General features: G+C 69.1%; 23 protein-coding genes and 2 pseudogenes. 9 read left to right on the forward strand and 16 right to left on the reverse strand.

Annotated features, from left to right (window positions below):
• Nucleotides 1–405 precede the first annotated feature (405 nt).
• The 4 genes from QQM39_RS42870 to QQM39_RS42885 all read left to right on the forward strand — a co-directional run bounded on the left by QQM39_RS42870 (nt 406) and on the right by QQM39_RS42885 (nt 4,693).
• Nucleotides 406–1,827: a DEAD/DEAH box helicase gene (locus tag QQM39_RS42870; protein WP_302002969.1), complete on the forward strand. Its 1,422-nt coding sequence runs from the start codon at nt 406–408 to the stop codon at nt 1,825–1,827.
• Between the two features lie 519 nt (nt 1,828–2,346).
• Nucleotides 2,347–2,916 carry a hypothetical protein gene (locus QQM39_RS42875; protein WP_302002970.1) on the forward strand — a complete coding sequence of 190 codons (570 nt, stop codon included), beginning with the start codon at nt 2,347–2,349 and terminating at the stop codon, nt 2,914–2,916.
• Nucleotides 2,916–4,223: a hypothetical protein gene (locus QQM39_RS42880; protein WP_302002971.1), complete on the forward strand. Its 1,308-nt coding sequence runs from the start codon at nt 2,916–2,918 to the stop codon at nt 4,221–4,223. The genes QQM39_RS42875 and QQM39_RS42880 overlap by 1 nt, the downstream gene beginning before the upstream one ends.
• Before the next feature lie 8 nt (nt 4,224–4,231).
• On the forward strand, nt 4,232–4,693 hold the full coding sequence (locus QQM39_RS42885) for a hypothetical protein (protein WP_302002972.1): 462 nt from the start codon (nt 4,232–4,234) through the stop codon (nt 4,691–4,693).
• Between the two features lie 43 nt (nt 4,694–4,736).
• On the opposite strand, the pseudogene QQM39_RS42890 reads toward QQM39_RS42885, so the two are convergent.
• From QQM39_RS42890 to QQM39_RS42905, 4 genes and pseudogenes are all read right to left on the reverse strand, one after another.
• Nucleotides 4,737–5,357 (reverse strand): annotated as a pseudogene (locus tag QQM39_RS42890) (RICIN domain-containing protein); the annotation flags it as partial.
• A gap of 286 nt (nt 5,358–5,643) precedes the next feature.
• Nucleotides 5,644–5,892, reverse strand: a complete 249-nt coding sequence (locus tag QQM39_RS42895; protein WP_302002973.1) for an alpha-amylase — start codon at nt 5,890–5,892, stop codon at nt 5,644–5,646.
• A 458-nt stretch (nt 5,893–6,350) separates the two neighbouring features.
• Nucleotides 6,351–6,679: pseudogene (locus tag QQM39_RS42900) on the reverse strand (alpha-1,6-glucosidase domain-containing protein); the annotation flags it as partial.
• 165 nt (nt 6,680–6,844) lie between these two features.
• Nucleotides 6,845–9,598 (reverse strand): SpoIIE family protein phosphatase/ATP-binding protein, encoded by a 2,754-nt coding sequence (locus tag QQM39_RS42905; RefSeq protein WP_302002974.1) that lies wholly within the window; start codon nt 9,596–9,598, stop codon nt 6,845–6,847.
• 201 nt (nt 9,599–9,799) lie between these two features.
• On the opposite strand from QQM39_RS42905, the gene QQM39_RS42910 reads away from it, so the two are divergent.
• Complete coding sequence (locus QQM39_RS42910) at nt 9,800–10,921, forward strand: PP2C family protein-serine/threonine phosphatase (RefSeq protein WP_302002975.1); 1,122 nt, start codon at nt 9,800–9,802, stop codon at nt 10,919–10,921.
• Between the two features lie 26 nt (nt 10,922–10,947).
• On the opposite strand, the gene QQM39_RS46390 is transcribed toward QQM39_RS42910, so the two are convergent.
• Entirely contained in the window at nt 10,948–11,244 is a 297-nt protein-coding gene (locus QQM39_RS46390) for a phosphopantetheine-binding protein (RefSeq protein WP_367669678.1), read from the reverse strand.
• A 112-nt stretch (nt 11,245–11,356) separates the two neighbouring features.
• Nucleotides 11,357–11,854, reverse strand: a complete 498-nt coding sequence (locus QQM39_RS46395; protein WP_367669679.1) for an AMP-binding protein — start codon at nt 11,852–11,854, stop codon at nt 11,357–11,359.
• Nucleotides 11,855–12,379: 525 nt separating this feature from the next.
• Between QQM39_RS46395 and QQM39_RS46400 the strand changes: the two genes are divergently transcribed.
• On the forward strand, nt 12,380–12,553 hold the full coding sequence (locus QQM39_RS46400) for an EthD domain-containing protein (protein WP_367669710.1): 174 nt from the start codon (nt 12,380–12,382) through the stop codon (nt 12,551–12,553).
• A gap of 328 nt (nt 12,554–12,881) precedes the next feature.
• On the opposite strand, the gene QQM39_RS42920 is transcribed toward QQM39_RS46400, so the two are convergent.
• From QQM39_RS42920 to QQM39_RS42940, 5 genes are all read right to left on the reverse strand, one after another.
• Nucleotides 12,882–13,127 carry a DUF5302 domain-containing protein gene (locus QQM39_RS42920; protein WP_302002976.1) on the reverse strand — a complete coding sequence of 82 codons (246 nt, stop codon included), beginning with the start codon at nt 13,125–13,127 and terminating at the stop codon, nt 12,882–12,884.
• 117 nt (nt 13,128–13,244) lie between these two features.
• Nucleotides 13,245–13,634 (reverse strand): hypothetical protein, encoded by a 390-nt coding sequence (locus QQM39_RS42925; RefSeq protein ID WP_302002977.1) that lies wholly within the window; start codon nt 13,632–13,634, stop codon nt 13,245–13,247.
• Nucleotides 13,594–14,046 (reverse strand): hypothetical protein, encoded by a 453-nt coding sequence (locus tag QQM39_RS42930; RefSeq protein ID WP_302002978.1) that lies wholly within the window; start codon nt 14,044–14,046, stop codon nt 13,594–13,596. The genes QQM39_RS42925 and QQM39_RS42930 overlap by 41 nt, the downstream gene beginning before the upstream one ends.
• A gap of 664 nt (nt 14,047–14,710) precedes the next feature.
• Nucleotides 14,711–15,373: an anti-sigma factor gene (locus tag QQM39_RS42935; protein ID WP_302003919.1), complete on the reverse strand. Its 663-nt coding sequence runs from the start codon at nt 15,371–15,373 to the stop codon at nt 14,711–14,713.
• A 5-nt stretch (nt 15,374–15,378) separates the two neighbouring features.
• Nucleotides 15,379–15,954, reverse strand: a complete 576-nt coding sequence (locus tag QQM39_RS42940; RefSeq protein ID WP_302002980.1) for an RNA polymerase sigma factor — start codon at nt 15,952–15,954, stop codon at nt 15,379–15,381.
• Nucleotides 15,955–16,100: 146 nt separating this feature from the next.
• On the opposite strand from QQM39_RS42940, the gene QQM39_RS42945 reads away from it, so the two are divergent.
• The 3 genes from QQM39_RS42945 to QQM39_RS42955 are packed head-to-tail and all read left to right on the forward strand — an operon-like array spanning nt 16,101 to nt 17,943.
• A complete protein-coding gene (locus tag QQM39_RS42945) occupies nt 16,101–16,571 on the forward strand; it encodes a copper-binding protein (RefSeq protein ID WP_302002981.1) in 471 nt (156 codons plus the stop codon).
• Nucleotides 16,561–17,208 carry a hypothetical protein gene (locus QQM39_RS42950; RefSeq protein ID WP_302002982.1) on the forward strand — a complete coding sequence of 216 codons (648 nt, stop codon included), beginning with the start codon at nt 16,561–16,563 and terminating at the stop codon, nt 17,206–17,208. Before QQM39_RS42945 ends, QQM39_RS42950 begins: the two co-directional genes overlap by 11 nt.
• Before the next feature lie 3 nt (nt 17,209–17,211).
• Nucleotides 17,212–17,943 carry a thioredoxin domain-containing protein gene (locus QQM39_RS42955; RefSeq protein ID WP_302002983.1) on the forward strand — a complete coding sequence of 244 codons (732 nt, stop codon included), beginning with the start codon at nt 17,212–17,214 and terminating at the stop codon, nt 17,941–17,943.
• A gap of 167 nt (nt 17,944–18,110) precedes the next feature.
• Here QQM39_RS42955 and QQM39_RS42960 read toward each other — a convergent pair whose 3' ends face one another.
• From QQM39_RS42960 to QQM39_RS42980, 5 genes are all read right to left on the reverse strand, one after another.
• Entirely contained in the window at nt 18,111–19,121 is a 1,011-nt protein-coding gene (locus QQM39_RS42960; RefSeq protein ID WP_302002984.1) for a DUF2278 family protein, read from the reverse strand.
• A gap of 74 nt (nt 19,122–19,195) precedes the next feature.
• Complete coding sequence (locus tag QQM39_RS42965; protein WP_302002985.1) at nt 19,196–20,176, reverse strand: endonuclease/exonuclease/phosphatase family protein; 981 nt, start codon at nt 20,174–20,176, stop codon at nt 19,196–19,198.
• Nucleotides 20,177–20,540: 364 nt separating this feature from the next.
• Nucleotides 20,541–21,104, reverse strand: coding sequence for a dihydrofolate reductase family protein (locus tag QQM39_RS42970; RefSeq protein ID WP_302002986.1), 564 nt, complete (start codon nt 21,102–21,104; stop codon nt 20,541–20,543).
• A 1,165-nt stretch (nt 21,105–22,269) separates the two neighbouring features.
• A complete protein-coding gene (locus QQM39_RS42975; protein ID WP_367669680.1) occupies nt 22,270–22,779 on the reverse strand; it encodes a phosphatase PAP2 family protein in 510 nt (169 codons plus the stop codon).
• Nucleotides 22,780–22,882: 103 nt separating this feature from the next.
• Complete coding sequence (locus QQM39_RS42980; protein ID WP_302002988.1) at nt 22,883–23,284, reverse strand: DUF3662 domain-containing protein; 402 nt, start codon at nt 23,282–23,284, stop codon at nt 22,883–22,885.
• Between the last annotated feature and the right edge of the window lie 83 nt (nt 23,285–23,367).

The raw sequence follows: 23,367 nt of genomic DNA on the forward strand, positions 1-23,367 counted from the left end.
CATCGACACGCGCACCGCGCTCGCCCACCCGGGCGCGCTGCGGGTGATCAGCCAACCGCAACGCCCCGAAGCTGCCGTACCGCGACAACAGCGGGTCCGACAATCCGCCCGGCTGACGACCACCGAGACCACCTGGGCCGAACCGGACCTGGATCTTGGTGAGTGGGGGCCGCTTTCGCAGGGAGACGCCTTGCGGTTCATCGCGTCGAGACAATCCGCACAGGCGGGTCCGACTGCCGTTCCTCGGCTGAGCGGCACGGCCACGGGAGGCCCGGGCGGTGTGCACCGTGCTAGCGTGGGGCGTTTGCAGTGTCGCTGTGTCGGTGCCCGCTTCGTGGTCCCTGGCCGGTGGCCGCGTCCCCGCCGCGCCTTCCTCGGTACGGTCCCTTCGGAGGAAGGCTTTCTGTGAGCGAATCAGCACGTGCCGATGCCCGGCGGCAGGACCATGCGTCCGAGGCGGCGGGCGCCACTGCGGCGCTGCCCACGGTGGCGTCCTTCGCCGAGCTGGGGCTGCCGGCCGAGGTTCTGCGGGCGCTCGACGAGCACGGTGTGACGGTGCCCTTCCCCATCCAGGCGGCGGCACTGCCCAACGCGCTCGCGGGACGGGACGTCCTGGGCCGGGGCCGCACAGGATCCGGCAAGACGCTCGCCTTCGGCCTGGGGATGCTCGCCCGGACGGCCGGGCAGCGCGCGCAGCCCAAGGAGCCGCTGGCGCTCGTTCTGGTGCCCACCAGGGAGCTGGCGCAGCAGGTCGGTGAGGCGCTCACCCCGTACGCCGAGGCGCTGCGGCTGCGGCTCGCGACTGTGGTGGGCGGAGTGTCCATCGGACGGCAGGCCGCGGTGCTGCGGGACGGCGCCGAGATCGTCGTCGCCACGCCCGGTCGGCTGCACGACCTCATCGGGCGCAAGGGCTGCCGACTGCAGCGGGTGCGCATCGTGGTCCTGGACGAGGCCGACCAGATGTGCGACATGGGGTTCCTGCCGCAGGTCACCGAGATCCTGGACCAGGTGCGTCCCGACGGGCAGCGGATGTTGTTCTCCGCCACCCTCGACCGCGACGTCGACCAGCTCGTGCGGGACTACCTGCGCGACCCCGCCGTGCACTCCGTGGACCCCTCGTCCAGCGCGGTCTCGGTGATCGAACACCACGTCTTCGTCGTGCACGGCCCGGACCGGTACGCCGTGACCACGGAGATCGCCGCCCGGGACGGCCGCGTCCTGCTGTTCCTGGACACCAAGCACGGCGTCGACCAGCTCACGCGGCATCTGCGGGCCAGCGGCGTGGCCGCTGCCGCCCTGCACAGCGGGAAGTCCCAGCCGCAGCGCACCCGGACCCTGGCCCAGTTCAAGAGCGGGCAGGTCACTGCCCTGGTCGCCACGAACGTTGCCGCACGCGGCCTGCACGTCGACGACCTCGACCTCGTGGTCAGCGTCGACCCGGCCACCGACCCGAAGGACTATCTGCACCGCGCGGGCCGCACGGCCCGGGCCGGCCGCTCCGGCACCGTCGTGACACTCGCCATGTCAGGACAGCGCCGCGAGACGAGCCAGGTCATGGCGGACGCCGGCGTCGCCCCCAAGGTCACCAAGGTGCGGTCCGGTGAGGCGGAGCTGAGCCGGATCACCGGCGCCAAATCCCCCTCCGGAAAGCCTCTCGACGGCGGGCCGGCCGCACCGCGCCCCAAGAACCACAACGCCCCGTTCCGTGGCCTGGGCAGCACCAAGGACGCGAAGAGCGGCTCCGGCGGCAGGCCGTCCCGCAAGAGCAGCGAGGCCCGCAAGCTCGCGGAGGCCCGCGAGGCGGCCCGGGTGCGGCGCGGCGGCTGAGCCCGGCTTCCCGGACTGACGGGCCGCGTCGTCGCCCATGCTGCTGGACGGACACGTGGGCGTGATCTTCTTCGGGAGAGCGTCTATCACCTGTGGACTTCGGTGTACGCGAGGACGCGCAGGACGAGCAGGACGAGCAGGGCGCGCAGGGCGCGCAGGACGAGCAGGGCGCGCAGGAGGGTGGTGGCGTGCCGGGCGTTCACGCGGATCTTGGTCAGGAAGCGCCAGGAGGACGATCACGTGCTACCGATCCCCGCTCCGACCAACACGAGAACCCCGTCGAGACGGCACGCCAGCACCGCTGACCAGCAGGAATCAGGATGACAGGGCCTCATTGCCCGGCGTGACCCCGAGCGGCTAGGGTCCCACCACGAGTGATCGCATAGTCGTCGAAGCGTGCTGCCCCACAGCGGGCCCGCGTCGGCACAGGGGGACGTTGTGAGTACAGAGCCCGATTCCGTGGCGCCCATATCCGCGCCGAGCACCGGCCCGGATCCCCGGACCAGCTACCGCCTGGACATGCCCGCGCCCGACGTCGGCCCGGACGTCCGCACCGGCCCTGACTCCCGCGACTCCCAACCGGCGGACCGGACACACCAGATGCCCGCCCCGGACGGCCCCACCGACGTCCGCGACCGCAATCCCGCACCCGGGACGAACCCTGACCCCGGCTTCGACTACAACGGCATCCAGGCCATGTCGGCCGGAACCGGCCCGGGAGGCGCCACCGGCCCGAGCAGCACCCCCGCTACCCAGTCCGGCGGCGCCGACGACAACGGTTACGGCGTGAGCAACGCCGAACTCGGCAAGATGGCCGACGAGTTGGACCTGGCCGCACAGATCCTCGAGAAGGCGGACAAGGGCCTGGCGGAATCCGACACCACAGCGCGTATCCACACCATGCTCACCAGCGGACGCATGCTCAGATCGACAACGAGCGACTGGGACGACGAAATCACCCGCCTCGCCAAGCAATGCCGCTCACTGGCCGACAAGATGCGCCAGACGCACACGAATTACACGACTCAAGAGCAGCGTACGGCGCAGGATTTCCAGGCGATCCTCGCTTCGCTCGAGGGGGATGCGTAATGGCAACGCTCACTGACCGGCCGGAGGGCGAGGACCACGAGCACGCCGATGCGGTCGAGCGGCAGAACATCACGGTCGGGGAACTGGAAGACGTACGTCCACAGGCCTGGTCGCGGGCGGCCGGCGAGTGGGCCGACCTGGCCGCGGCGGCCACCGAGGCCCGGGACCACGTCCAGAACGTCCTGCTCAAGCTGCCCTTCGTCTGGGCGGGCCCGGCCGCCATGATGGCTCGCGTCCAACTGTCCGTACTGCATGACGAATTGACCATCGCACACCGCGAGTCGAAGGCTGCCGCAGCAACCCTCGAAGCGGCGAAGAGCGGGTTCGAGCTCGCCCGCACCTGGCTCGACGAGGCCCAGGAGATGGCCCGGTCGAAGGACCTGACCCTGCACGACAGCGGAGGCGTCACCATCCCCGAGCGGGACTACCCGCCCAACGACCCGGACAGCGCGGGGGCGGCCCGGCAGGATCAGGAGAACGCGGACAGCCTCCTCACGCGCGCGACCGCCGCCCTCAGCTACGCCGCCGATGTCGACGAGCACACCGGCTACGAACTCGAACGCATCAAGAAGGCGGTGGCGTACACCGTCCTGGACGACCAGACCGAGGCCGCCGTCAAGGCCGACACCGAGGGCGCCAAGAATCTGAACCGCGTCTTCTCCGGCGGGGGCGGAGTACTGCTCCCGCCGCCCGCGCCCGACAAGGGTTCCGGCGATTACAACACCCGCGAGGCCACCGACGAGGACCGTGCCGTCAAGAACAAGATGGGCTTCTTCGCCATGGGTTCCCCCGCGGTGCTCGGCGGCCCTCAGTCGGCCAAGCACATGCTGCACTACCTCTCCAACACCGGGGAACCGCTGGACATCGATGTGGACGCGTTGATGGGCGACCTCCCGGACATGAATCGCAACGTGGAAGCCCAGCTCGCGGAGAACGCCCCCAACTGGGAGGCGCAGGCCCTCGCCGAGTACGAGCGCACCGGGAAGCCCGTGAAGTACGTCCAGCAGACCGGCTGGCAGGGCTGGACCGCCGAGAAGGACCCCGACTGGTATCACGCGGTCGGCTCCTTCCACTACAACACGGTCGCCCAGGTCGAGGTCGTCCCGGGCCCGGACGGCGAGCCCAGGACCACGATCCGCTACCAGACCCACGTGTACGACCGCTACAACTGGGACGCGAACAAGGCGACTCCGGTACCCGCGATGGGCAACGTGTCGGACGCCCAAATGGCCAGGCTCCACCAGTCGGGTCAGGCCAAGGAGTACGACATGGGCGGGCAGAGCGAAGTACGCACATGGAACGGGTGACTACGCGTATGGGCCCCACGAGGCCGGGCCGGCGCAGGTGGCTGGTGTGGTTCCTGGCCTTGTGCGTGGTGTGGACGCTCGGCGTGATCGCTTGGGCTGCCGTCGCGCTGCTCACGCCGGCCGGTGACGGTCCGGAGGAGGCAGTGGAGCGCAAGGCGGGAATGCACCACGATCAGCATCAACCCGCGGGGCGCTACTACATACCGACGTACGCCAAGGTGGAGAAGGACGGCACCGCGGTGCTCCGGTACGAGGTGGGCAACAGCCAGGACTCGAGCGTCGAGGACTTCCTGCGTACGTACGACATCACCGCCGAGCCGAAGCGCACCAGCCCGTCCAAGGTGACGTACTCCGACCGCTTCGGCGACGTACGGCGAACGTTCACGATCACCTACAACCCGTCGCCTGAGCCTGGTGGGTACGACTACGCGCGGATCACCGTCAGAGCCAGGGGCACCGACGCAAGCTGAAGGTCCGGAACAGGCCGGCAGTGCGGAGATCGGTGGCGGACCGGCTGCCGGTGGCGCTGTTGTCGACCCATTGGCTGATCCGCTGGCCGGCCGTCGCGTTCCCTGTCCAGATCGCCGCCGCGCGGCCACCCGACTTGTTCAGCAGACTCATGCCGCCGTTCGGCTCGGTCACCACGTGCCAGAACTGGGTGTCCGGGTTCGCCGCCGAACCGGGCTCCTCCAGCCGGACGTCGGAACGTCCCCGTTGCCGAGGTTCGCGTCGTTGGTGTTGTTCCCTGTGCCGATCACCTGGTCGGTCTTGCGGTTGACCAACTGGTAGTAGGCGCCGGCCGACTGGCCGAGATCCACCTCGGCGAAGGCGATCGTCGACGTGCCCTGGTTGTTGAGGATCGCGACGCGGCCGGTGCCGTTGACGTACTGCAGGTTGCGGCTGTAGCCAGCCCGCGAGGTCGTGGCGTCCACCGGGAAGCCGGATGAGGACCGGGCTGCCCCCGGCGGCGAGCGGACGGGAGCCGGGGTCGACCGGCAGCGACGTGACGGCGTCGCCGGTGGGGGAGCCGGTGAAGAACTAGGTGAGCATCCACTTGCCGTCCGTCGTGCGGACGATGTTCGTCATGCCCGGCCGTCCGCCGCCGATCTCCGTCTTGCCGCCGCCCAAGTGCCTGACGTATCTGTCGGTCCGCTGCCAGTCTCCGGAGTTGACCTTGCGGGGGTGTGTCGGCGAACCACGATTTCCTCAGGGGGAGACTCCATGTGCGGGTGCGCTGCAGGGAGTGGGTCGCCTGCCAACTGCGGTGCCGGGTCGCCCACCCGCCCCGGGGTGCGTCCAGGGAAGCGGTTTACGGGTTCGACTTGATCCGGGGGTTCGCGGTGCTCCTCCGCCGAGCCGGGCTGGAGATCGGCCCGATCGAGGTCGCGGAGTCTGATGTGGCCGGGCTTTCACGGTGCTGTCAGGCGCCGCTGCTGTCGCACAGGGCGGCGCCCAGGACCTCGTTGCCCTGAGTTCCGCGCCCGGGGAACGTGATCAGGGCGCCGGGTGCCGCCGTCCGGCAGGGGACCTCGGTTCCGTCCAGGTAGAGGACGGTCAGGGTGTAGGTGCTGGAACAGTCGTTGGTGGCGAAGGTGTAGCGCCAGTCCACGGTGAGGTGCACGCAGTCGGGCGCGGCCGTCAGGCTCTGCGCCGATGGTGCCGATTCCAAGGGCGCCTCCGCTTGGGGCGCGGCGTACGCCGCTGTGCCGGTCGTCGTTGCGCACAGAGCCACCGCAAGACTTGTGAAAGTTGAACACATGAACCGCGTCATCACCCTGATTCCCTTCACTTCATGAATGAGTAGCCCAAATCTAGGAGGATCCGAGAAGAGCATGAAAAGGTTTGCGGCAACTTTCAGAAATTTCCGGCAACACTTTCACAGGGCAATAGTCGGCCCGTCATGTCGTGAACAGCCAGGTCAGAGTGGTCGGTTGACGGTTTGTGGTGTCTGAGGGGCCCGGCTGGAGGAGCGGGCGGTGTGGACGGACGCTGCCGCGCCGCGCGGCGACAGAGCAGGACTCATACGTGCCACCAGGGTGCGGTGCCGTCGACTGGCGAAGGCGGCGATGAGTCCGAAAGTGGTTGGCCGGCCGGCAGCCCAGGGTGGCGGCCACTGGAAGGCGGTAGCCCGGGCACCTCGAAGGTGCCTGTGCTCTTGGTGCAGGTGGCCGCCTTGACCACCTGGTCCGCACCGGAGGCCCGCACAGGATGCAGCCGGTAGTCCCTGCCGCTCAGTTCCGTCACCCGTTGGGACTGCCGCTCGGCGGTGGCGTTGAACACGACCACCAGGTCACCGAGTTCCATGGTGGGAAGGGCAGCGCCGACTGCACCTGCGCGGCCGTGTCGAGGGAGAACGCCTTCTCGGTCGTACGGATCCTCAGCAGGTCCCGGTAGGTCGCGGAGGTGCCGTTGCCGTCCCGGCAGTCCCAGTGGACCGCGTTGTACCAGTGACCGGCGACCGCCCGCGCAAGGTGCTCGACTCGCGCGGCCTGCCACGCGACGACGTGCGGGAACGACATACGGCCGGCGTGTGCGCGCGGCGAGCGGCTGCCCGCACATGACGGTCGCCTCTCGGGGCGGCCGAGGAGGTGTCGACGAAATCCGGCTGATCGCCGCCGCCATCACGTCGGGGTCTTCGGGTCGGCTGCCTCTTCGTCCGGGGGCGTGTCCGCGTCGGCCGGTGTCGGGACGGGCTGCCGGAGGGCCGCGGGCAGGGCCTGTTCGGCCCAGATCACCTTGCCCTGCGGGGTGTACCGGGTGCCCCAGCGCTCAGCCATCTGCGACACCAGGAACAGGCCCCGGCCTCCCTCGTCCGTCGTCGCGGCGTACCGCAGATGCGGTGAGGTACTGCTGCCGTCGGCCACCTCGCAGATCAGCGTACGGTCGCGGATCAGCCGCACGTGGATCGGCCCGGCGCCGTAGCGGATGGCGTTGGTGACGAGCTCGCTCAGGATGAGCTCCATGGTGAAGCCGAACTCCGACAGGTCCCACGCTTCGAGCCTTTGGGACACGGCGTCGCGCATACCCGCGACGGCGGCCGGGTCCGGCGGTACGTCCCATTCGGCGATCCGGTCGGGCGGCAGTTCCCGCGTGCGGGCGACGAGCAGGGCGACGTCGTCCTTGGGACGCCCGGGGAGCAGACTGGCCAGTACGTCCTGGCAGGTCTCCTCGGGCGCCCGGCCGGGGTGGCCCGTGAGCGCATCGCGCAGCAGTTCCATTCCCACGTCCAGGTCGCGGCTGCGGTCCTCGATGAGGCCGTCGGTGTACAGGACGAGCTGGGTTCCCTCCGCGAGGCACAGCTCCGCGGTCTGGAACGGCATGCCGCCGAGGCCCAGGGGCGGACCGGCTGGTACGTCCGGGAAGGTGACGGTTCCGTCGGGCTGGACCAGCGCGGGCGCCAGATGCCCCGCACGCGCCATGACGTAGCGGCGCGTCACGGGGTCGTAGATCCCGTACAGGCAGGTGGCGCCCACGACGCCCGCCGCACTCTCCGCCGCCTCGTGCTGGTCGATGCTCCCGACCAGGTCGTCCAGATGGCTCAGCAGCTCGTCCGGTGGCAGATCGAGGGAGGAGAAGTTGTGCACCGCGGTCCGCAGCCGTCCCATCGTGGCGGCGGCGTGCAGGCCGTGGCCGACCACATCGCCGACGGCCAGCGCCACCCGGCTCCCCGGCAGGGGAATCACGTCGAACCAGTCTCCGCCCACGCCCGACTGGGCGGGGAGGTAGCGGTAGGCGATGTCGAGGGCGTTCTGCTCGGGCATGGCCTGCGGCAGCAGGCTGCGCTGGAGGGTGACCGCCAGGGCGTGCTCGCGGGTGTAGCGGCGGGCATTGTCGATGCTGATCGCGGCACGGGCCACCAGCTCCTCCGCCAGCGACAGGTCCTCCTCGTTGAAGCGCTCATGGTGTCGCGCACGCCAGAAGTTGGCCACGCCCAGCACGACGCCGCGAGCCTGGATGGGGGCGGTGATGAGGGAATGGATGCCGTAGTCGATGATCGCCGTGGCGCGTTCCGGGTCCTGCACGCGCCAGCCCGTGGCGGCCGGCAGATCGCTCACCAGCTGGGAGCGGCCGCTGCCGTAGCCGCGTGCCTGGGGCGTGGAGGGCAGATAGTCGAAGAGCCGGCCCTGTTCGGAGAGCGGATGGTCGTCCTGGATGCCGCACACGGCCGCGCGTCGCATGTCCGTCGCCGTGGGGGCCGGCTCCTCGCCGTGCAGGACGGCGTCGGCCAGGTCCACGGTGACGAAGTCCGCGAAGCGAGGAACGGGGACCCGCGCCAACTCGTCGGCGGTGCGGAGCACGTCCAGGGTGGTACCGATGCGCAGTCCGGCGTCGTACAGCAGCCTGAGCCGCTCCCGCGCCACCTCCGCCCTGCCGGTCACCGCCTGCAGCTCGGTGGAGTCGCGCAGCGTCACCACCGTTCCCTCGGGGCCTCCCTCGCGATGCGTGGGCCGTTGGTTGACCGCGAGCAGCCGCTCTCCCGCGAGGTGCACCTCGTCGGTGGCCTCGCGCCCGGAGGCGAGCAGCGCCTTCGTCTCGGGATCGAGGCCCGGCAGTTTCGAGACGGGCCGTCCCTCGACGTCCGGGGGCAGCTCCAGCAGCCGTCTGGCCTCGTCGTTCGCCAGGATCAGCCGCCCGTCGGCGGCCACGATCAGCACCCCTTCCCGCACGGAGTGGAGGACCGTGTCGTGGTGCTCGTGCATCAGGGTCATCTCGTCCGGGGCCAGGCTGTGCGTCTGCCGTCGCAGCCGCCTGCCCACCAGCGCCGTCACACCGGTGGACAAGGCGAGCGCTCCGGCCCCGGCGCCCAGGATGATCGGTAGCTGCCGGTCCAACTGGCTCTCGACGTTCTTGACCTTCATCCCGGCCGAGACGAGGGCCACCACCTCGCTGTCGGCGTTCTCGATCGGGACCGTGGCCTGCACCTCGCGACCGAGCGGGCCATTGACGCTCTCCACGTAGACCTTCCCCGCCAGCGACGGCCCGATCTCGCCCACGAACCGCTTTCCGATGCGGTCCGGCAAGGGGTGCGTGTACCGGATGCCCTCAGTGTCCATGACCACGATGAAGTCGACGCCGGCGGCCCGGCGTGCCGCCTCGGTGAGCGGCTGGAGAATCTTGCTCGGATCCGGGGTCCGCAATGCCGCCAGGACGCCCGGTGAGTGCGCGAAGGTCTGTGCCACGGCCGTGGAGCGGCGCGTGGCCTCGGCGCTGGTGTCCCGCTCCGACTGCAGAATGAGAGCGAAGACGCCGCAGGCTACGAGCAGCACTACCAGAGCCACCTGGAAAACCAACACCTGCCCGGCTACGCTCCGCGTGCTCTTGCTGATCAGACGCTTGACCGGGAAGTGTCGAAAACGGGCGAAACGATTCGCCATGCGACCTTTTTAACACCGGTGATCCCGAGTGGCCAGGGCCCGCCCGATCCTTGATCGGCTGACCCCAGGCGTCCGTGCAGCCATGCGTCGCGTGGCCCCGGCTCCCTCCAGGTGTGGCCGTCCGCCGCGGATTCTCGCGTGCTGCGCATGATCTCTCCGCGCTTGATGTCTACTTAGGTCGATATGATGCATTTTGTGATCATGTCTGCGCGGCTGTGGCGCCGTCGTCCCGCCTACAGCGGCCGATGGGAAGCTGTCCGGCTGTCACCCGTGGTCCTGACCGTCCTCATCGCCGGTCTGGCGTTCTCCACACCCAGGGAGATCGCCGTCAGCCGCCTTCTGCCCGCCGCACCCGCCCTTGCCGCCGCGATGTGGCCCGTACTCCCCACGATCCTGCTGGGGACGTTCTGCATGCTGATCATGATCGTCCTCAGCTTCTTCTACACCGATCTGGGGACGCAGTACACGGCAGCCGCGATCGTCGCGGTCACCTTGGCGGCCGCCTACGGGAGTCACGTCCGACTTCAGCGAGAGGAAATACTCTTCCAGGTCCGGCTCGTCGCCGACGCAGCCCAGCAGGTGCTGCTGCGCCCGCTGCCGCGCCGCATCGAGGACGTCGAGATCGAGTCGCTCTATCTGGCGGCCCAAGAACAGGCCCGGATCGGCGGCGACTTCTATGAGGCGATCGGTACACCGCACGGGGTCCGGCTGCTCATAGGCGACGTACGGGGCAAGGGCCTGTCCGCAGTGGGGGCGGCCTCGGCGGTGATCAGCTGCTTCAGGGAGGCCGCGTACGACGAGCCCGACCTGCGGGGCATCGTCCACCGCCTGGAGACCACGGTCACGCGCCACAGCGCTGCGTTTCCCGCCCATGACCAGCCCGAGCACTTCGCCACTGCTCTCCTCGCCGAGATCCCGCACGGCGGCGGCCACGTACGACTTCTCAACTGCGGGCACCCCTCGCCGTTGATCGCGCATGGCGGGAAGGTCCGGGTCCTGGAGCCGGCCGTCCCCTCCCCGCCCCTCAACCTCGCAGCGCTCATCGGTGCCCGCTACTGGGTCGAGACGGTTCCCTTCGCCCCGGGTGACCAGTTGCTGCTGTACACGGACGGCGTATCGGAGGCCCGGGATCACACCGGCGCGTTCTTCCCGCTGCCGGACTGGATGCGGCGGCAGAGTCTGGAGCAGCCCCGCGAGCTGCTCGACCAGCTGCACCGGGATCTGCTTCAGCACAGCGGCGGAAGGCTCGACGACGACATCGCGGCCCTCGCGCTGAGGTGCTCCGAGGCACAGGACCGGGGAGCCGTCGGCGTGGAGGGCTGAGTTCGCGCGCCGTAGGAACGCGCACGTCAGGGGCACATATGGTGGGACAACATAGTTCTGCGGCGAGCTATGCGCGCGGCCACTATGCCTGCTCCCGTGCTGACTTGGTGCTGACTACGCTCCGTAGAACTCGGGCCTCTGGGGCTCATCGACCCGGAGTTGCGCCGCAGCGGGCTCAGCTGTCCGAGGACGCGAGGCTCACGGCCGCGTGCCCGCAGTGCGGCGCCGACGCGGACGGCGAACAGGGAGTTGCCGCCCAGTTCGAGGAAGTCGTCCTCCAGGCCGACCGGGACGCCCAGCACCTCGCTCCAGATGTCCCGCAACTGATCGGTGAGGTCGTTGCCGGCGGTGACCGGATCGGCGTCCCGGGCGGGAGCGGTGGGCGCCGTGCCGTGTGGGCCGTGGCGGTGTCGGCCGGGTCGTCGCGACGGACCGCTATGGCTGCCGTCCGCACATGCGGGTCCTCCAGCAGGACCGCGCGGATCTCCTCCAGCTCGATCCGGAAGCCGCGGATCTCGACCTGGCTGTCGATCCGCCCGAGGTGTTCGAGGCGGCCGTCCGGGCGGAGGCGTCCCAGGTCGCCGCTGCGGTACGTGGTGCCGTCGGTGAAGGAGCGGGAACGAAGCGCCTGGCGGTCAGTTCCTCCTGACCGAAGTAGCCGAGCGCGACCCCGGCGCCGCCGACGCAGATGTCACCCGCCACCCCGGGCGGCAGCAGCCGACCGGCCGGGTCCGTCACATACAGGTGCCAGCCGGGCCCCGCACGCCCGACGGAGCGGGTGGCGGCGAGTGCCAGTCGCCGGGTGAGGGTCTGCTCGGTCACATGGACCGTCGTCCCGGTGATGCCGAACATGTTCACCAGCCGGCAGAGCGATTCGGGGTGCCGGTCGAACCAGGGCAGCAACATGCGTGCGTCGAGCGATCCTCCGGTCACGGATCAGGGTGTCGACCATCTCCAGTGCGCGTGCCACGGCGCGGTCGCCGCGAGCCTGACGCACAGGCACATATGTGCACGTCCGCGCCGATCCGGCCCGGGGCGCTCGTCGAGGCCCTGCGGGCGGGGCGGTCCGGCAAGGCGGCCGGCGCTCTCACGGTCACCTGCATCGGCATCGCGGCCAGTGGATCACCTTGGCCGAGGCCATCGGGCTGATCGCATGGTTCGGCTACAGCGTCGCGACCGTGATCACACCTCACGGCGGGCTTCGACGCGGCGGCCTGGTCATGTTTGCGCCTATCCGTTTCGTGCCGAGCGCTTTACCGCCGTTGAACGGCCCTCTTGTCGTGTAGCACCCGTTCCAACTGGAGTGAACACTACATACAGGTAGGGATGTGATGTCGATCGAGAGCATGGCTGGCATCAGCGCCATGGGGGGCGTTCCACGCCCCCGGGGCGGCGCTAGCGTCCGAGAGGTCGGTCGTTCCAGTCGAACTCGTTGCCGCCCCCCACCGTCGGCCCGACCTGTCGAAGGCCGATTTCTACGATTACTGGCTGAACCAACACGGTCCCCTTGCCACCGAGCTCGTCAAGAAGCTCGGGGCTTACCGCTACGTCCAGAGCCATACGAACAACCAGGATCTCGGCATCCTGCTCGCCAAGTCGCGCGGCCAACTCGGTCCGCTGTCCCGTACATGATCTCTGGCGTGGTGGGTGACCTGCTCGCTTCCTCCTCACCTGGCAAGGGGGAGGTATGGCGAAGGTGTGCGGCAGTACGCCGCACTGGCTACGCGGTGAACTCGGGCCAGACGGAGCCCGGAATCGTGGCGGTCCGCGCAGTGGTGCACGAGCCCGGCGGTCGTACCGTAGCCGCCTCGCCGTGTCCGTGCCGAGCCTGAGACTGCCGACCAGCCGGACCGGACCGTAGCGGTCGGAGGACTCGCCTGCCATGGGCTGCCGTGGGCACCACGCGTCAGCCCGGAAGGTGTTCCTCCCGCTGGCCGCGGGAGGAACCGAAGGAGCAAACTCAGCCGCCGCTCTTTCGCCGGAACGACCGCTGACTGGCAGCCGGTCCGTGCGCGCCTCGAATCTTCGACGCGTCGGTGTTCGCGGACAGGTCCGCCGCGGCCTCCTCCTGCTTGGCGCGCTTGCGCGCCAGGGCCTCCCGGAACTTGCCCTTCAGGTCATACTGGCCGTCCTCGTCGGGCGCCAGGGCAGGGCTCTCGGACTCGGCCGGCTCCGAACCTTCTTGCCATGGAGACTCTGTAGTCATGGTGACCTTCCTGGGTTCGGGCAATGTCAGCACAGCTTGTCATGCCGGGTCCCGCGCTGGGCGCCGCGTCCGGCGCCGAGCGATCCGCAGCCCGTCTCACACCCCGGCCGGGGCCCCTCAGTTCTGAGGTAAGCGTGCCGTCATCCCCCCGAATCCGGCGATGTACTCGGGGATGGGGCGGTAGAAGCGCGAGGTGACCTCGTCAGGACCGGCGGTGCTCAGCGCGGCGAGCGCGGCGAGCCAAGTGCGCACCTCGTGCGCCGAGTTGCCCGCGCCGGCAGCCATCGACTCGGGAGTGAGCGCGTCGCATCGGCTCAGTTCGCCCGAGGCACAGGTGTCGAGGAACCGCTCGTCCCACTCCGGGTTGAGATCCTGGTGTCCGCCTCTCCACGCGCGAACTGCCGGGCGGCGTTGATCACCCGCTGCTGGCGGGCGTCGCGGGCCGCGGCTGTGGGGTGGCGGCCGTTCAGCAGCATGTCCCGCTGTGCCGGGGGCGCCGTGGCCCACTGCGGCACTGGTGGGTCATGTGACAGGCCGCCGGAACCGATGCAAGGACGCGCTCGGACAGGGTGCGCAGGTGGCTGCCGACCGCTTCTCCCATGCGGCGGATGCGGCGCATGGAGAAGGGGCGGGCCACACCGTTGACGAAGACCGGGATGACCGGCCGGGCGTCGATGCCGCCGAAGAGGATCTCCAGTGGTTGTACGGCGCCGTGGTCGATCTCCATACGGCGGGAGATCGCCATGTCGATGTCCTGGTCGAGCACATGCTGGGCCAGTGCCTCCGCCTGCTCGGTGGGAACGTCCAGCGGCCCGGACTGTGTGGCGTAGTCGCCGGCCGCGTAGGCGGTGTATCCGACGCAGAACGGCGGCATCAGCTCGTAGAAGAAGCCGTTGCAGTGGTCGGGAGCGAAGGGCACGACGAGCGTCGGGTCGAACTCCTCGACGAAGTGCCGTGCGTCGGCGAACGCAGAGATCCGTCGGCGACCCCACCACCACGACGGGAACGGGGGAGTCCGTGTACTCCTTCTCCGCCCAGACGCGTTGCCTCTCAGGGGCGAAGCACACCAGTGTGGCGCCGAGTTCGCGTACCTGGTCCAGACCATCGGACGTGGCCCGCCCTTCCCGGCCGCGAAAGCGATACTTCCCCGAACCCGGCTTCCCCACAGGGGCGGGTGGGGGAGCCGGTAGCGGGCAACACCCCTGCGCACAGCATCCGCCGACTCAGGATGGCCCTCGGTCATGTCCCAGCCGGCGTTGCCGTCCGGGGAGCCCTCGCCCGCAGACGGCTCCCGTGGGATGTGCCCGACGACCAGCCGGACGGTCCGTGCCGGCCACCCAGGCGCCCACTTACCCGTTCCTCTCCCGCAACCAAGGGAGCCGCGTTGAACCATCCCCGCCATCCCCGGACGGCCGTCACAGGATCCGAGACCGCGGGCCTCAGCGTGTCGGCGCTGCGTTCGCTGATGCGTTGACGCCGACACTGTGGTTCGGCCGTTCTCGGTCCAGTAGCGGCAGCCCGTCCGGGCCCGCTGGGACAGCAAACGTCAACGGGACATCAACGGCCTGCTGGGACCAGCGAAACTAGCTCGTGGAGAAGCTCGCCGTGGCCAGGACGGTTCCGTCCGGGGCCATCAGGCGGGCGCCGGTCAGTGTCGTCGGGTCGGTCGCGGCCGGCCCGCCCCAGTATCCGTAGCCGTCCTTGAGCGGGAAGGAACCCATCGGGACCGTCGATCCGTCGGCGTGTACGAGCAGACAGCGCACCGGGCCACGGCCGTTCCCGTCCAGGTCGACGGACATGTACACCCAGCCCTCGTCACCGGCATGAGCGTAGATACGGCCCACCTCGTGGCCGTCGGAGACCAAGGCCGCCTCCCGTAGGCCGCCGTCCGTCCGCTGTGAGACCGGCGGTGGCCCGGCCTCGACCACCGTGCCGATCGTCCATCCGCCGAAACCGCAGGCCAGGGCCGCGGCCACGGCGGCCGCCGCCAGCCGTAGCCGGTGCCTACGCCGCTTCGGCGCGGGCGCCGCGCCCAGAGCCCGTACGACCCGGCTCTCGAAACCGACCGGCGGCTCGGCGCCCGGCAGCAGCGCGAGCAGACCGTCGCCGACCACCGTCAGCCGCTCGACGTGCTCCCGGCAGTCCGGGCAGCGGTCCAGATGGGCGACCGCATCGGCGCGCTCGCGGGCAGGCAGGACCCCGAGCGCCAGCTCGGCGTCCAGCTCCCGCAGCCGCTCGCACTCCATGCCGCTCACCGCTTCTCCGCCGCTTCAAGCAGGGCACGTACCTTGAGCGTCCCGGTCCGGATCCGGGTCTTCGCCGTGCCCAGCGGAACGTCCTCCGCGTCGGCCACCTCCCGCGCCGTCATCCCGTAGATCCCGGCCATCACCAGGGCCCGCGCCTGCTCCCGGGGCAGCTCCGCCACCGCGCGCCGGACCCGCTCCGCGCTGTCGTCAGCGAGCGCCCGCCGCTCGGGCGTCTCGGTCACGATGCCGAGCAGCGCGTCCAGGTCCTCCGGATCGACCGGGCTCGCCCGCCGGGCCCGCACCGCGTCGATCGCGAGGTTGTGCGCGATCGCCGTCAGCCAGGACCGTACGGAGCCGCGCCGGGGGTCGTACACCTGCGCGTGCCGCCAGGCCCGCTCGAAGGTCTGCTGGGCGACGTCCTCGGCGAGCTGGGGGTCGCCGAGGACGGCGAGGGCCACGCCGAAGACCGTGCGCTGGAAGCGGCGCACGAACGCGACGGCGAGCTCCGGATCGCCCGTCGTCAGACCGGTGAGCAGTGCCTCATCGGGGACCCGCCCGAGGGAGAGGCCCATGCGCCACATACCAGGGATACGTTCCGCCGCCCGGAAGGGATTGCCCGGAAGGGATTGCCTTACGTCCATTCTCCGCCCGCGCGATCCAGCGGCCGCAATCCTTCGGCCCGGCAGCGTCGTACCCCTTGCGGGGGGACGATCCGGAGGACCGACTCATGACCACCCCGCACATCCGCCGCCGCGTGCTCCTCGGCGTGGCCGCCGGCGGCCTGACCGCCCTGCTCGCCGCCTGTGGAGGCGGCGGCAACGGCAGCAGCAGTAACGATGACAGCACCAGCGACGGCACCGGCACCGGCACCGGCACCCAGGTCACGGCGGAGCTGTCCGACTTCCGCATCAAGCTCTCGACGGAGAAGTTCCAGCCCGGTGAGTACACCTTCACCGCGAAGAACACGGGCTCGCACGACCACGCCCTGGAGATCGAGGGCCCCGGCGGCGAGAACCGCAGCAAGACGCTTGAGCCGGGTCGGTCCACGACCCTCACGGTGACGCTGAAGTCCGGCTCGTACGAGGTCTACTGCCCGGTCGACGGACACAAGGACCTCGGCATGAAGACGGACATCACCGTCGGCGGAGCCCCGGCACCGTCCGACAACAACGACACCTCTCCGGGCAATGGCTACTGACGGAGCGGCCGCGAGGCTCGTCCTGCGCCTGGCCGGCGCCGGGCTGACGGCGGCGATGGCCGCCATCCATCTGCGCCTGTGGGCCGAGGGCTACCGGGACCTCGCCACCATCGGGCCGCTCTTCCTGCTCAACGGCGTCGTCGGCATCCTGCTCGCCCTGGCGCTGCTGGTCATGCCCGTGCGCGGGCTCGGCCCGGTCGCCGCCGTCACCGCGCTGTTCACGGCCGGCACGCTGGGCGCACTGTTCCTGAGCCTCACCGCGGGCCTGTTCGGATTCAACGAGTACATCGACGCGGAGCTGGTCCGCCCGACCCTGTACGTCGAGACGGCGGGAGTGGTCGTCCTGACCATCCTGGCGGTGACGGCCTTCACCCACCGTCACCGTCACCGTCCTCGTCGCCAGGCCCTGTCGTTTGGATCAGGCCGCGGCTGTGGTCTGGTGCGTGCAGCCGCGAGGCGGAGGAGGGAGTCGGCGAGTGACGACAACGCGGCCGGGGGTGTCGCCTATGGGGGAGGGGAGCGCGTGCCGGGCTCCGCGACGCCGGGAGCGGCACAGTGGCTGCAGGGTGCGGAATCGCACTACGCGGTTGTCGTACGGATGATCTACAGTCGCGCTGTTCTCAAGGGGAGGAGATGACGCATGGTGCGTGGGGGGCGGTGGGTTGTCTTGTGCACGGCCGCGGTGCTGGTGGTGGCGGGGTGCGGGCAGCGAGCGGCGGAGCACGGGCCTGACTTCGCGAGCGCTGAGGAGCTGCCGGAACGGCTCGGTGCGGACGGCATCACCATCACGGTCGGCGATCCCGACGCGCCGGTGAAGGTGCACCTTTACGAGGATCCCCGCTGTCCGTACTGCGAGCAGTTCGAGACCACCGGGGGCGGTCCGCAACTGCGGGAGGCGATGCTCGACCGCTGGGCCAGAGCCGAGTACACCCTCGCCTCCTTCCTGGACGACCGGGTCGGCGGCACCGGGTCGAAGAACGCGGTCAACGCGCTACGCGCCGCGCTGGAGGAAGGCAAGTTCGTGGAGTACCACGAGGTGCTCTACGCCAACCAGCCCGAGGAGAGCGTCGACGGCTACACCGAGGCCTACCTGCTTCGACTGGCCGACAAAGTGGAGGGCCTGCGCAGCCCGAAGTTCGACGCGGCCGTGAGATCCATGAAGTACCGGGCCTTCGTCACCGCCTCCCAGAAGGCCTACGAGAAGGCCGGGGGAGCCAAGGAACCCGAAGGCCCCGGTACACCCACCGCGGTGATCAACGACAAGCGGATCCCGCTGCAGTACAACGCCCTCCTCCTGGAGAGCGATACCTTCGCCGAATTGCTGCAGAAGATCTACGACCAGCCCGGCGAGTGGGAGAACACCCATCTGTGAACCGCCGCGCCATGCGCCGCCGGATCAAGCGGCTCGGCAAGGAAGTGCGGAACCGAATACCGGCACGCCCCGCCAACGGCGGCCGCGCCCAGGAAGCCGGGGAAGGCACGGGAGTTCTGAGACGACCATCCGTGTTGTTCCGGACGTGGCATCTCAGAAGGACTCGGTCAGAAGGACACCGTCCACCCCTCGCGACGCGCCTCGGTTTCCGTGTACGACACACCGTGGACCTTGAGCCCGGAAGGGTCGAGCAGGGTGATCGCCCCACCTCGGTTGCCGAGGGCGAAGCCGTTGCCGCCCTGGACGACCACCGTCTCGCCTGCGGGGACGTGCTCCGCGGGCAGCGGGAGCATGTGATCGTTCTCGTCGGCCAGTTGCCAGCCGTTGAGGTCGATGGATTCGGGTGAGGCGTTGATGAGGGTCACCGTCTCCCGCTCGGGTGCCGGGCCCTTGGGGTTGACCATGGCGGCCAGGATGCGTACTTCGGCCTCGCGCTGGACGGGCCGGGCAAGTGCTGTCTCGATGCCGTGGCCGGTCTGTTCGTCGGTGTGCCAGGCCTGGGACTGGAAGGCCAGGAACACGGCCACCCAGCGTGATTCGGCGGGGAAGTGGAGTATCAGTGCGCCGTCCTGCCAGACTCCGTTGCTCGGACGGAAACGCCCTACGCTGCCCTGGTTCATATGGATCTCGTGCACACCATTGCCGGGCTCGAAGCCGAACACCTTGTCGCGCTTGTTGCGTTCCGGCCCCCATCGCTCGCCGAAGAGGTACAGGGCGGCCGTGGGATCGCCGAGGGCACGCTCGATGTAGTGGTCCAGCCTGTCGGCGAGGTCGTTGTCGGGGCCGGCCACATCAGGAGGCAGCTCGCGCATCGATTCCGGGGCGAAGAGATTGCCGCGGATGAAGTCCAGGCTCGCCGTGCCCGGCCGGGACCGCAGCTCGGTCCAGCCACTCCCCGCCGGGGGAAGCTGTGCGGTCACGGGATGCCGGAAATCGTCGATGGCCAGGAACAGCAGCTCGGAGGGAGCCTGCTGGGACAGGACGTTGACCGCACCGCGGTAGTGAGTGCCCCTGCCGTCGGTGAGGTGCAGCTGGTAATGCGGGGTGTCGTCGGGCGCCCCTTCACGGCGCCGGTCGACGACCTTGCATGCCAGCACGCCGTAGTTCTTCAAAGGCATGAGTCTTCCCTCCGCCGGTACGCAAGCCGGAACGAAGCCGGTATGGAAAGGGGAAAGAGAAAAGGGGAAAGAGGCTAGAGATCGAGGACCACCCAGGCGGGATCGTGATCCGATCCGTCACCGCCATGCCTGGTACGTCGGTCGATGTGGGAGCTCTTGTGCCGCGTCGTGAGGCTCTCGCTGAGCCAGATCTGGTCGAACAACTCGTACTTGGCGGGCTGTCCGGTGTCCTTGAACCGATGGGTCCACGACCCCGAGGCAGGCGGCGGAGGATTGTCGGGCTTGGGTTCCCGGGTCTCCTCCGGATGTGCGAGCGCCTCCGTCAGCCTCAACTGGCGTGTCGGCTCGGCCAGTTTGGCGAGCGTCGGTGCGTCAGGAGTGTCGTTCATGTCGCCCAGCACGATGTAGCGCCCATCGGGGCGGGTCCGTTCGCCGATGATCCGGACGATGATGTTGGCCTGGCGGGTGCGTCGCTCGTCGGCGAGGCGCTTGCCCTCCTCGGGGTCGGTGTTCCGGTCGACGAACTGGCTCTTGAGATGGTTGTTGAAAACGGTCAGCAAATCCTTGCCGGGGTCACGGGGATCCAGTATGTGCACTTCCAGCAGGTCCCGGCTGAAGACGCGTTCACCGGGCACGTCCGGATGGGCCGCGTGTTGCCAGGAGGTCACCGCCCCTACCGGGAATTTGGACAGGACGGCAACATCGATCAGGCGGGGATCATTGCCCTCGATCAACGAGAGATGCGGGTAGGCGCCGCCAAGGTGCTGAGTAACGAAAAAGCGCAGGGTGTCGATGTCCTCGACTTCCTGCACGGCCAGTATGTCCAGGTCCATTTCGTTGATCCGTCGGGCGAGCACCTTCTGTTCCTCGGGAGCTATTCCCTTGACCAGCTTGCCTTTGTACCTACGGATCCGCGCGCTCTCGGGGTCGTCGAAGACATAGCTGGAGGTCAGCTGTCCCTCGGCATCAACCGGATGGACCGCCGATATCTCTGCCTGGAAGTTGAACCGTGAAAAGAGATTGTTGAGGTTGAACGTTCCCACGGCGACATCCATGGTGACCTCCGAGATCGACCATCTGTCCCCTGTTCCCTCGAACATGTCCAGCGTAACCCGGTCGGCCAGCCGACGAAAACGGGGCCGGTGGCTTGGCTGTTGAATGCGGAATTGGGCGCGGGAGTCCAGGTGGAGCCGTCGGGGTGGCGGGCCGGGGGCTCTGCGTGATTGCGATTGATCCGGTTCGTACGTGACGTGGCGTCACGTTTGTTGGCGGACCGCGGAAACAGCACAGGCGCGGCCTCGATGATCATGCGGATGTCGATTTCTGGGCCTGCTGCCCGAGCTTCACGGGGTCGCCGCTACCCGCGGGAGCGCTGCTGAGTGTGGCCGCCGCCCCCTCCCGGCTCGGCGTACGATCCGGCTAACGCGCCACGCGGTAGTGGAGGTAGACGAATCTTGAGCTGAAGGTGCGGGTCTCGACGAGTTCGAGATCCACCCGGCGCTCGCGTTCGGGAAAGAACGGAATGCCACCGCCGACCAGTACCGGGTAGACCATGACCCGGTACTCGTCGATCAGACCCAACGCGGCCGCGTCGGCGGCGAGAGTCGCGCCGCCGATCGCGATCTCGCCCTCCCCCGGCTCGGCTCGCAACCGCTCGATCTCCTCCGCCAGGTCGCCGGAGGCCAGGCGGGCATTGCCCTGCACTGTCGACAGCGTGGTGGAGAACACCACCTTTGGGAGCGGATTCCAGAGCGCGGTCCACTCAAGCATTGAGTCGTCGAGCGAGGGATCCTGGTCGGCGGTCTCCCAGTACAGCATCGTCTCGTACAGCCGTCGTCCCAACAGGTGGACGCCGACCTGTCGAATCTCGTCGATCCAGAAGCGAAAGACCTCCTCATCGGGCGCCGTCCAGTCGAACCTGCCGTCCGGCCCGACGATGTAGCCGTCAAGTGAGACGCTCATCGAATAGGTCACGCTGCGCATCGAAAGTCCTCCTCGGTAACGGGTTCGACAGTACGACTCCGGACGCCGCAGGACTCATCGCGGCTCGCGGGATCCCCTGGGCCGAGTCACCTCACGAGATCATTTCGTTGAGAAAACCTCAGTGAGGGCTGAGAGCGCGTCGGCGAGACGACCTTGCATTTCGCATACGGCTTCAGCCGCGAGTTGAGCAGAGGAGGCGGCTTCGCGGATAGCCGGCCACCTTCGCTCACCTGCCTACCAGTCCGAGCAGCAGGGCGCCACCATACCGGCGGCGACGGAGAGCAGGATGAGGATCGCCAGGAGCGCCACCAGCATCTGCGCCGGTCCGAGACCCAGGGGGAGTGTTCCCCGCAGTTTCGCCTCGGATGCCGTGGTGGAGAGCGCGATTCCAAGGACCTGCTGCGTCCCCGGGCCGAGCTGGAGGTGCTGGTGGCGGGGCTGGCTCCGAAACGATCGACGACGAGGGGGGCGAACTGTTGCTCGCACGGTTGGAGGCCATGCGGGCCTGCGCCGACGAGGTTTTCCCGGAAGCCGACATGGCCTTCGACGCCACCATGGCCGACCTCTGTGGCGACGTGGTCCCGAGGGACATGTTCAAGGGGATGCGGGCCGTGATCCAACGCGGTTGGATCGCCACTTGTGCACGGCAGCATGAAGGCAGCCGAGTTCGCGACCGTGCGCGCGCACCATGTCGGCCATGAGCGGGGGACGGAACATGTACGGGTCGAGGGTGATCCTTACGAGATGCCTCAGGTGGCGTAGAAGGCGGGGCGGGGCTTCATGTCCGTAAGGACGATCCGGCCGGACTTCCGCGCTTCCACTGTGGAGTTGGAGACGACGGTCGCGGCGTAACCGTCCAGGCGGACGGTCCCCGCTCGCCCGCAAAATGCAGTGATCCTCGGCGAGACCGGCGAGACCGGCGAGACCGGCGAGACCGGCGAGGAAACACCGCACGAGCGAGGTCTTTCCGATACCTGCCGGCCCGTCGATGAGGACGACTTGCGGCTCACCCCCCCCGCCGCCCGGACCAACCGGGCACCCAGCTACGGCAGTTTCTGGAGCACTCCGTACTCCACGCTGATAAAGGGCGACTGGCCTACGGTGAAGCAACCGCGGGCCCGGTCCGGGTTTCCGGTGGCGACGACAGTCGCAAGGAGAGCTGCTGCTACAGCCAGCGCCGCAGCAGCAGGTGCGGGGCGCGCCGGGTGAGCCAGGCGCTGAGCAGGCCGGTGACGGCGCCGGCGGCAACGTCGCCGGCGTAGTGGGCGCCCGACTGTATCCGCTCGACGGCCACCAGGCCCGTCGGCACCGCACACGCGATACCGACGGCCGGCCACGTGGGCGCGACGGCCGCCGTGAAGGCCACCGCGGCCGCGGTGTGGCCCGAGGGAAAGGACGGGGAGCTGGGGCGGTCATCGACCTCGTCGTGCGGAAACCACTCCTTCGGTGGCCTGGGTCGGTCGGCGAACCGCTTGCCCAGGCCGTTGGAGACCAGCTGCGCCAGCGTGAGCGCCGCCATGCCCGCGGTTGCCGCCTTACGGCCCCGCCACCCGCCGAGCGTGGCCATCAGTGCGGCCGCGCCACACCACAGCTTCGCGCTCTCCGCGGTCTCCTCCACCAAGGAGAGCACCTGGCCGACCCGGGCCGGAATGCGGGAGCCCGCCTGCTGTGTCACGGCTCGATCGGCTTCATGCAACCCCGCCATCAACCTCATGAACTGCACGTATCCAGAGGAGAGCAGTCCACACGCAAGATCTGCGCTTCATCCCGGGGACGGCTCAGCGGTCCGAGGTCCGGAAACCGCCGGCGCTGATGTTGGCCATCACGGTGCTCGTCACGCGGTAACGGCCGTTGGGGACGTCGCGGGATTTGGTGACGTGCACGGTCAGCGGTCCGGCCCATTCGTAGCCCTTGTGCTCGCCGTGTCGTGCCAGCTTGTCGGTGAGAACCTGCGCCACCTGGCCCTCGTCGGGATCGAGTTCGTCATGGACGTGTTCGGCGAGTTCCACGTCGTACGCGTTCGGGACCACCACCCGCCTCTGACTGCACACCACGGCGTTGTTGTCGCATTCACGCCGCAGCGCCCCCACCAGTTCGACCGGCTCCCTGGGGAAGATCTGCGCCACCAGAGCCCCCTCTACGCGCTCGAGAGCCCGTTCCCATGCGGTGAGCGTGCTCATGTACGTCGTCACTCCTTCTTGCTCGTCGTCACTGACCGTCACTGGTCATCAGTGCTGTGCTGTGGCAGGCGCTCGTCCTCGTG

The organism is Streptomyces sp. DT2A-34 (assembly GCF_030499515.1).
Lineage (GTDB): Bacteria > Actinomycetota > Actinomycetes > Streptomycetales > Streptomycetaceae > Streptomyces.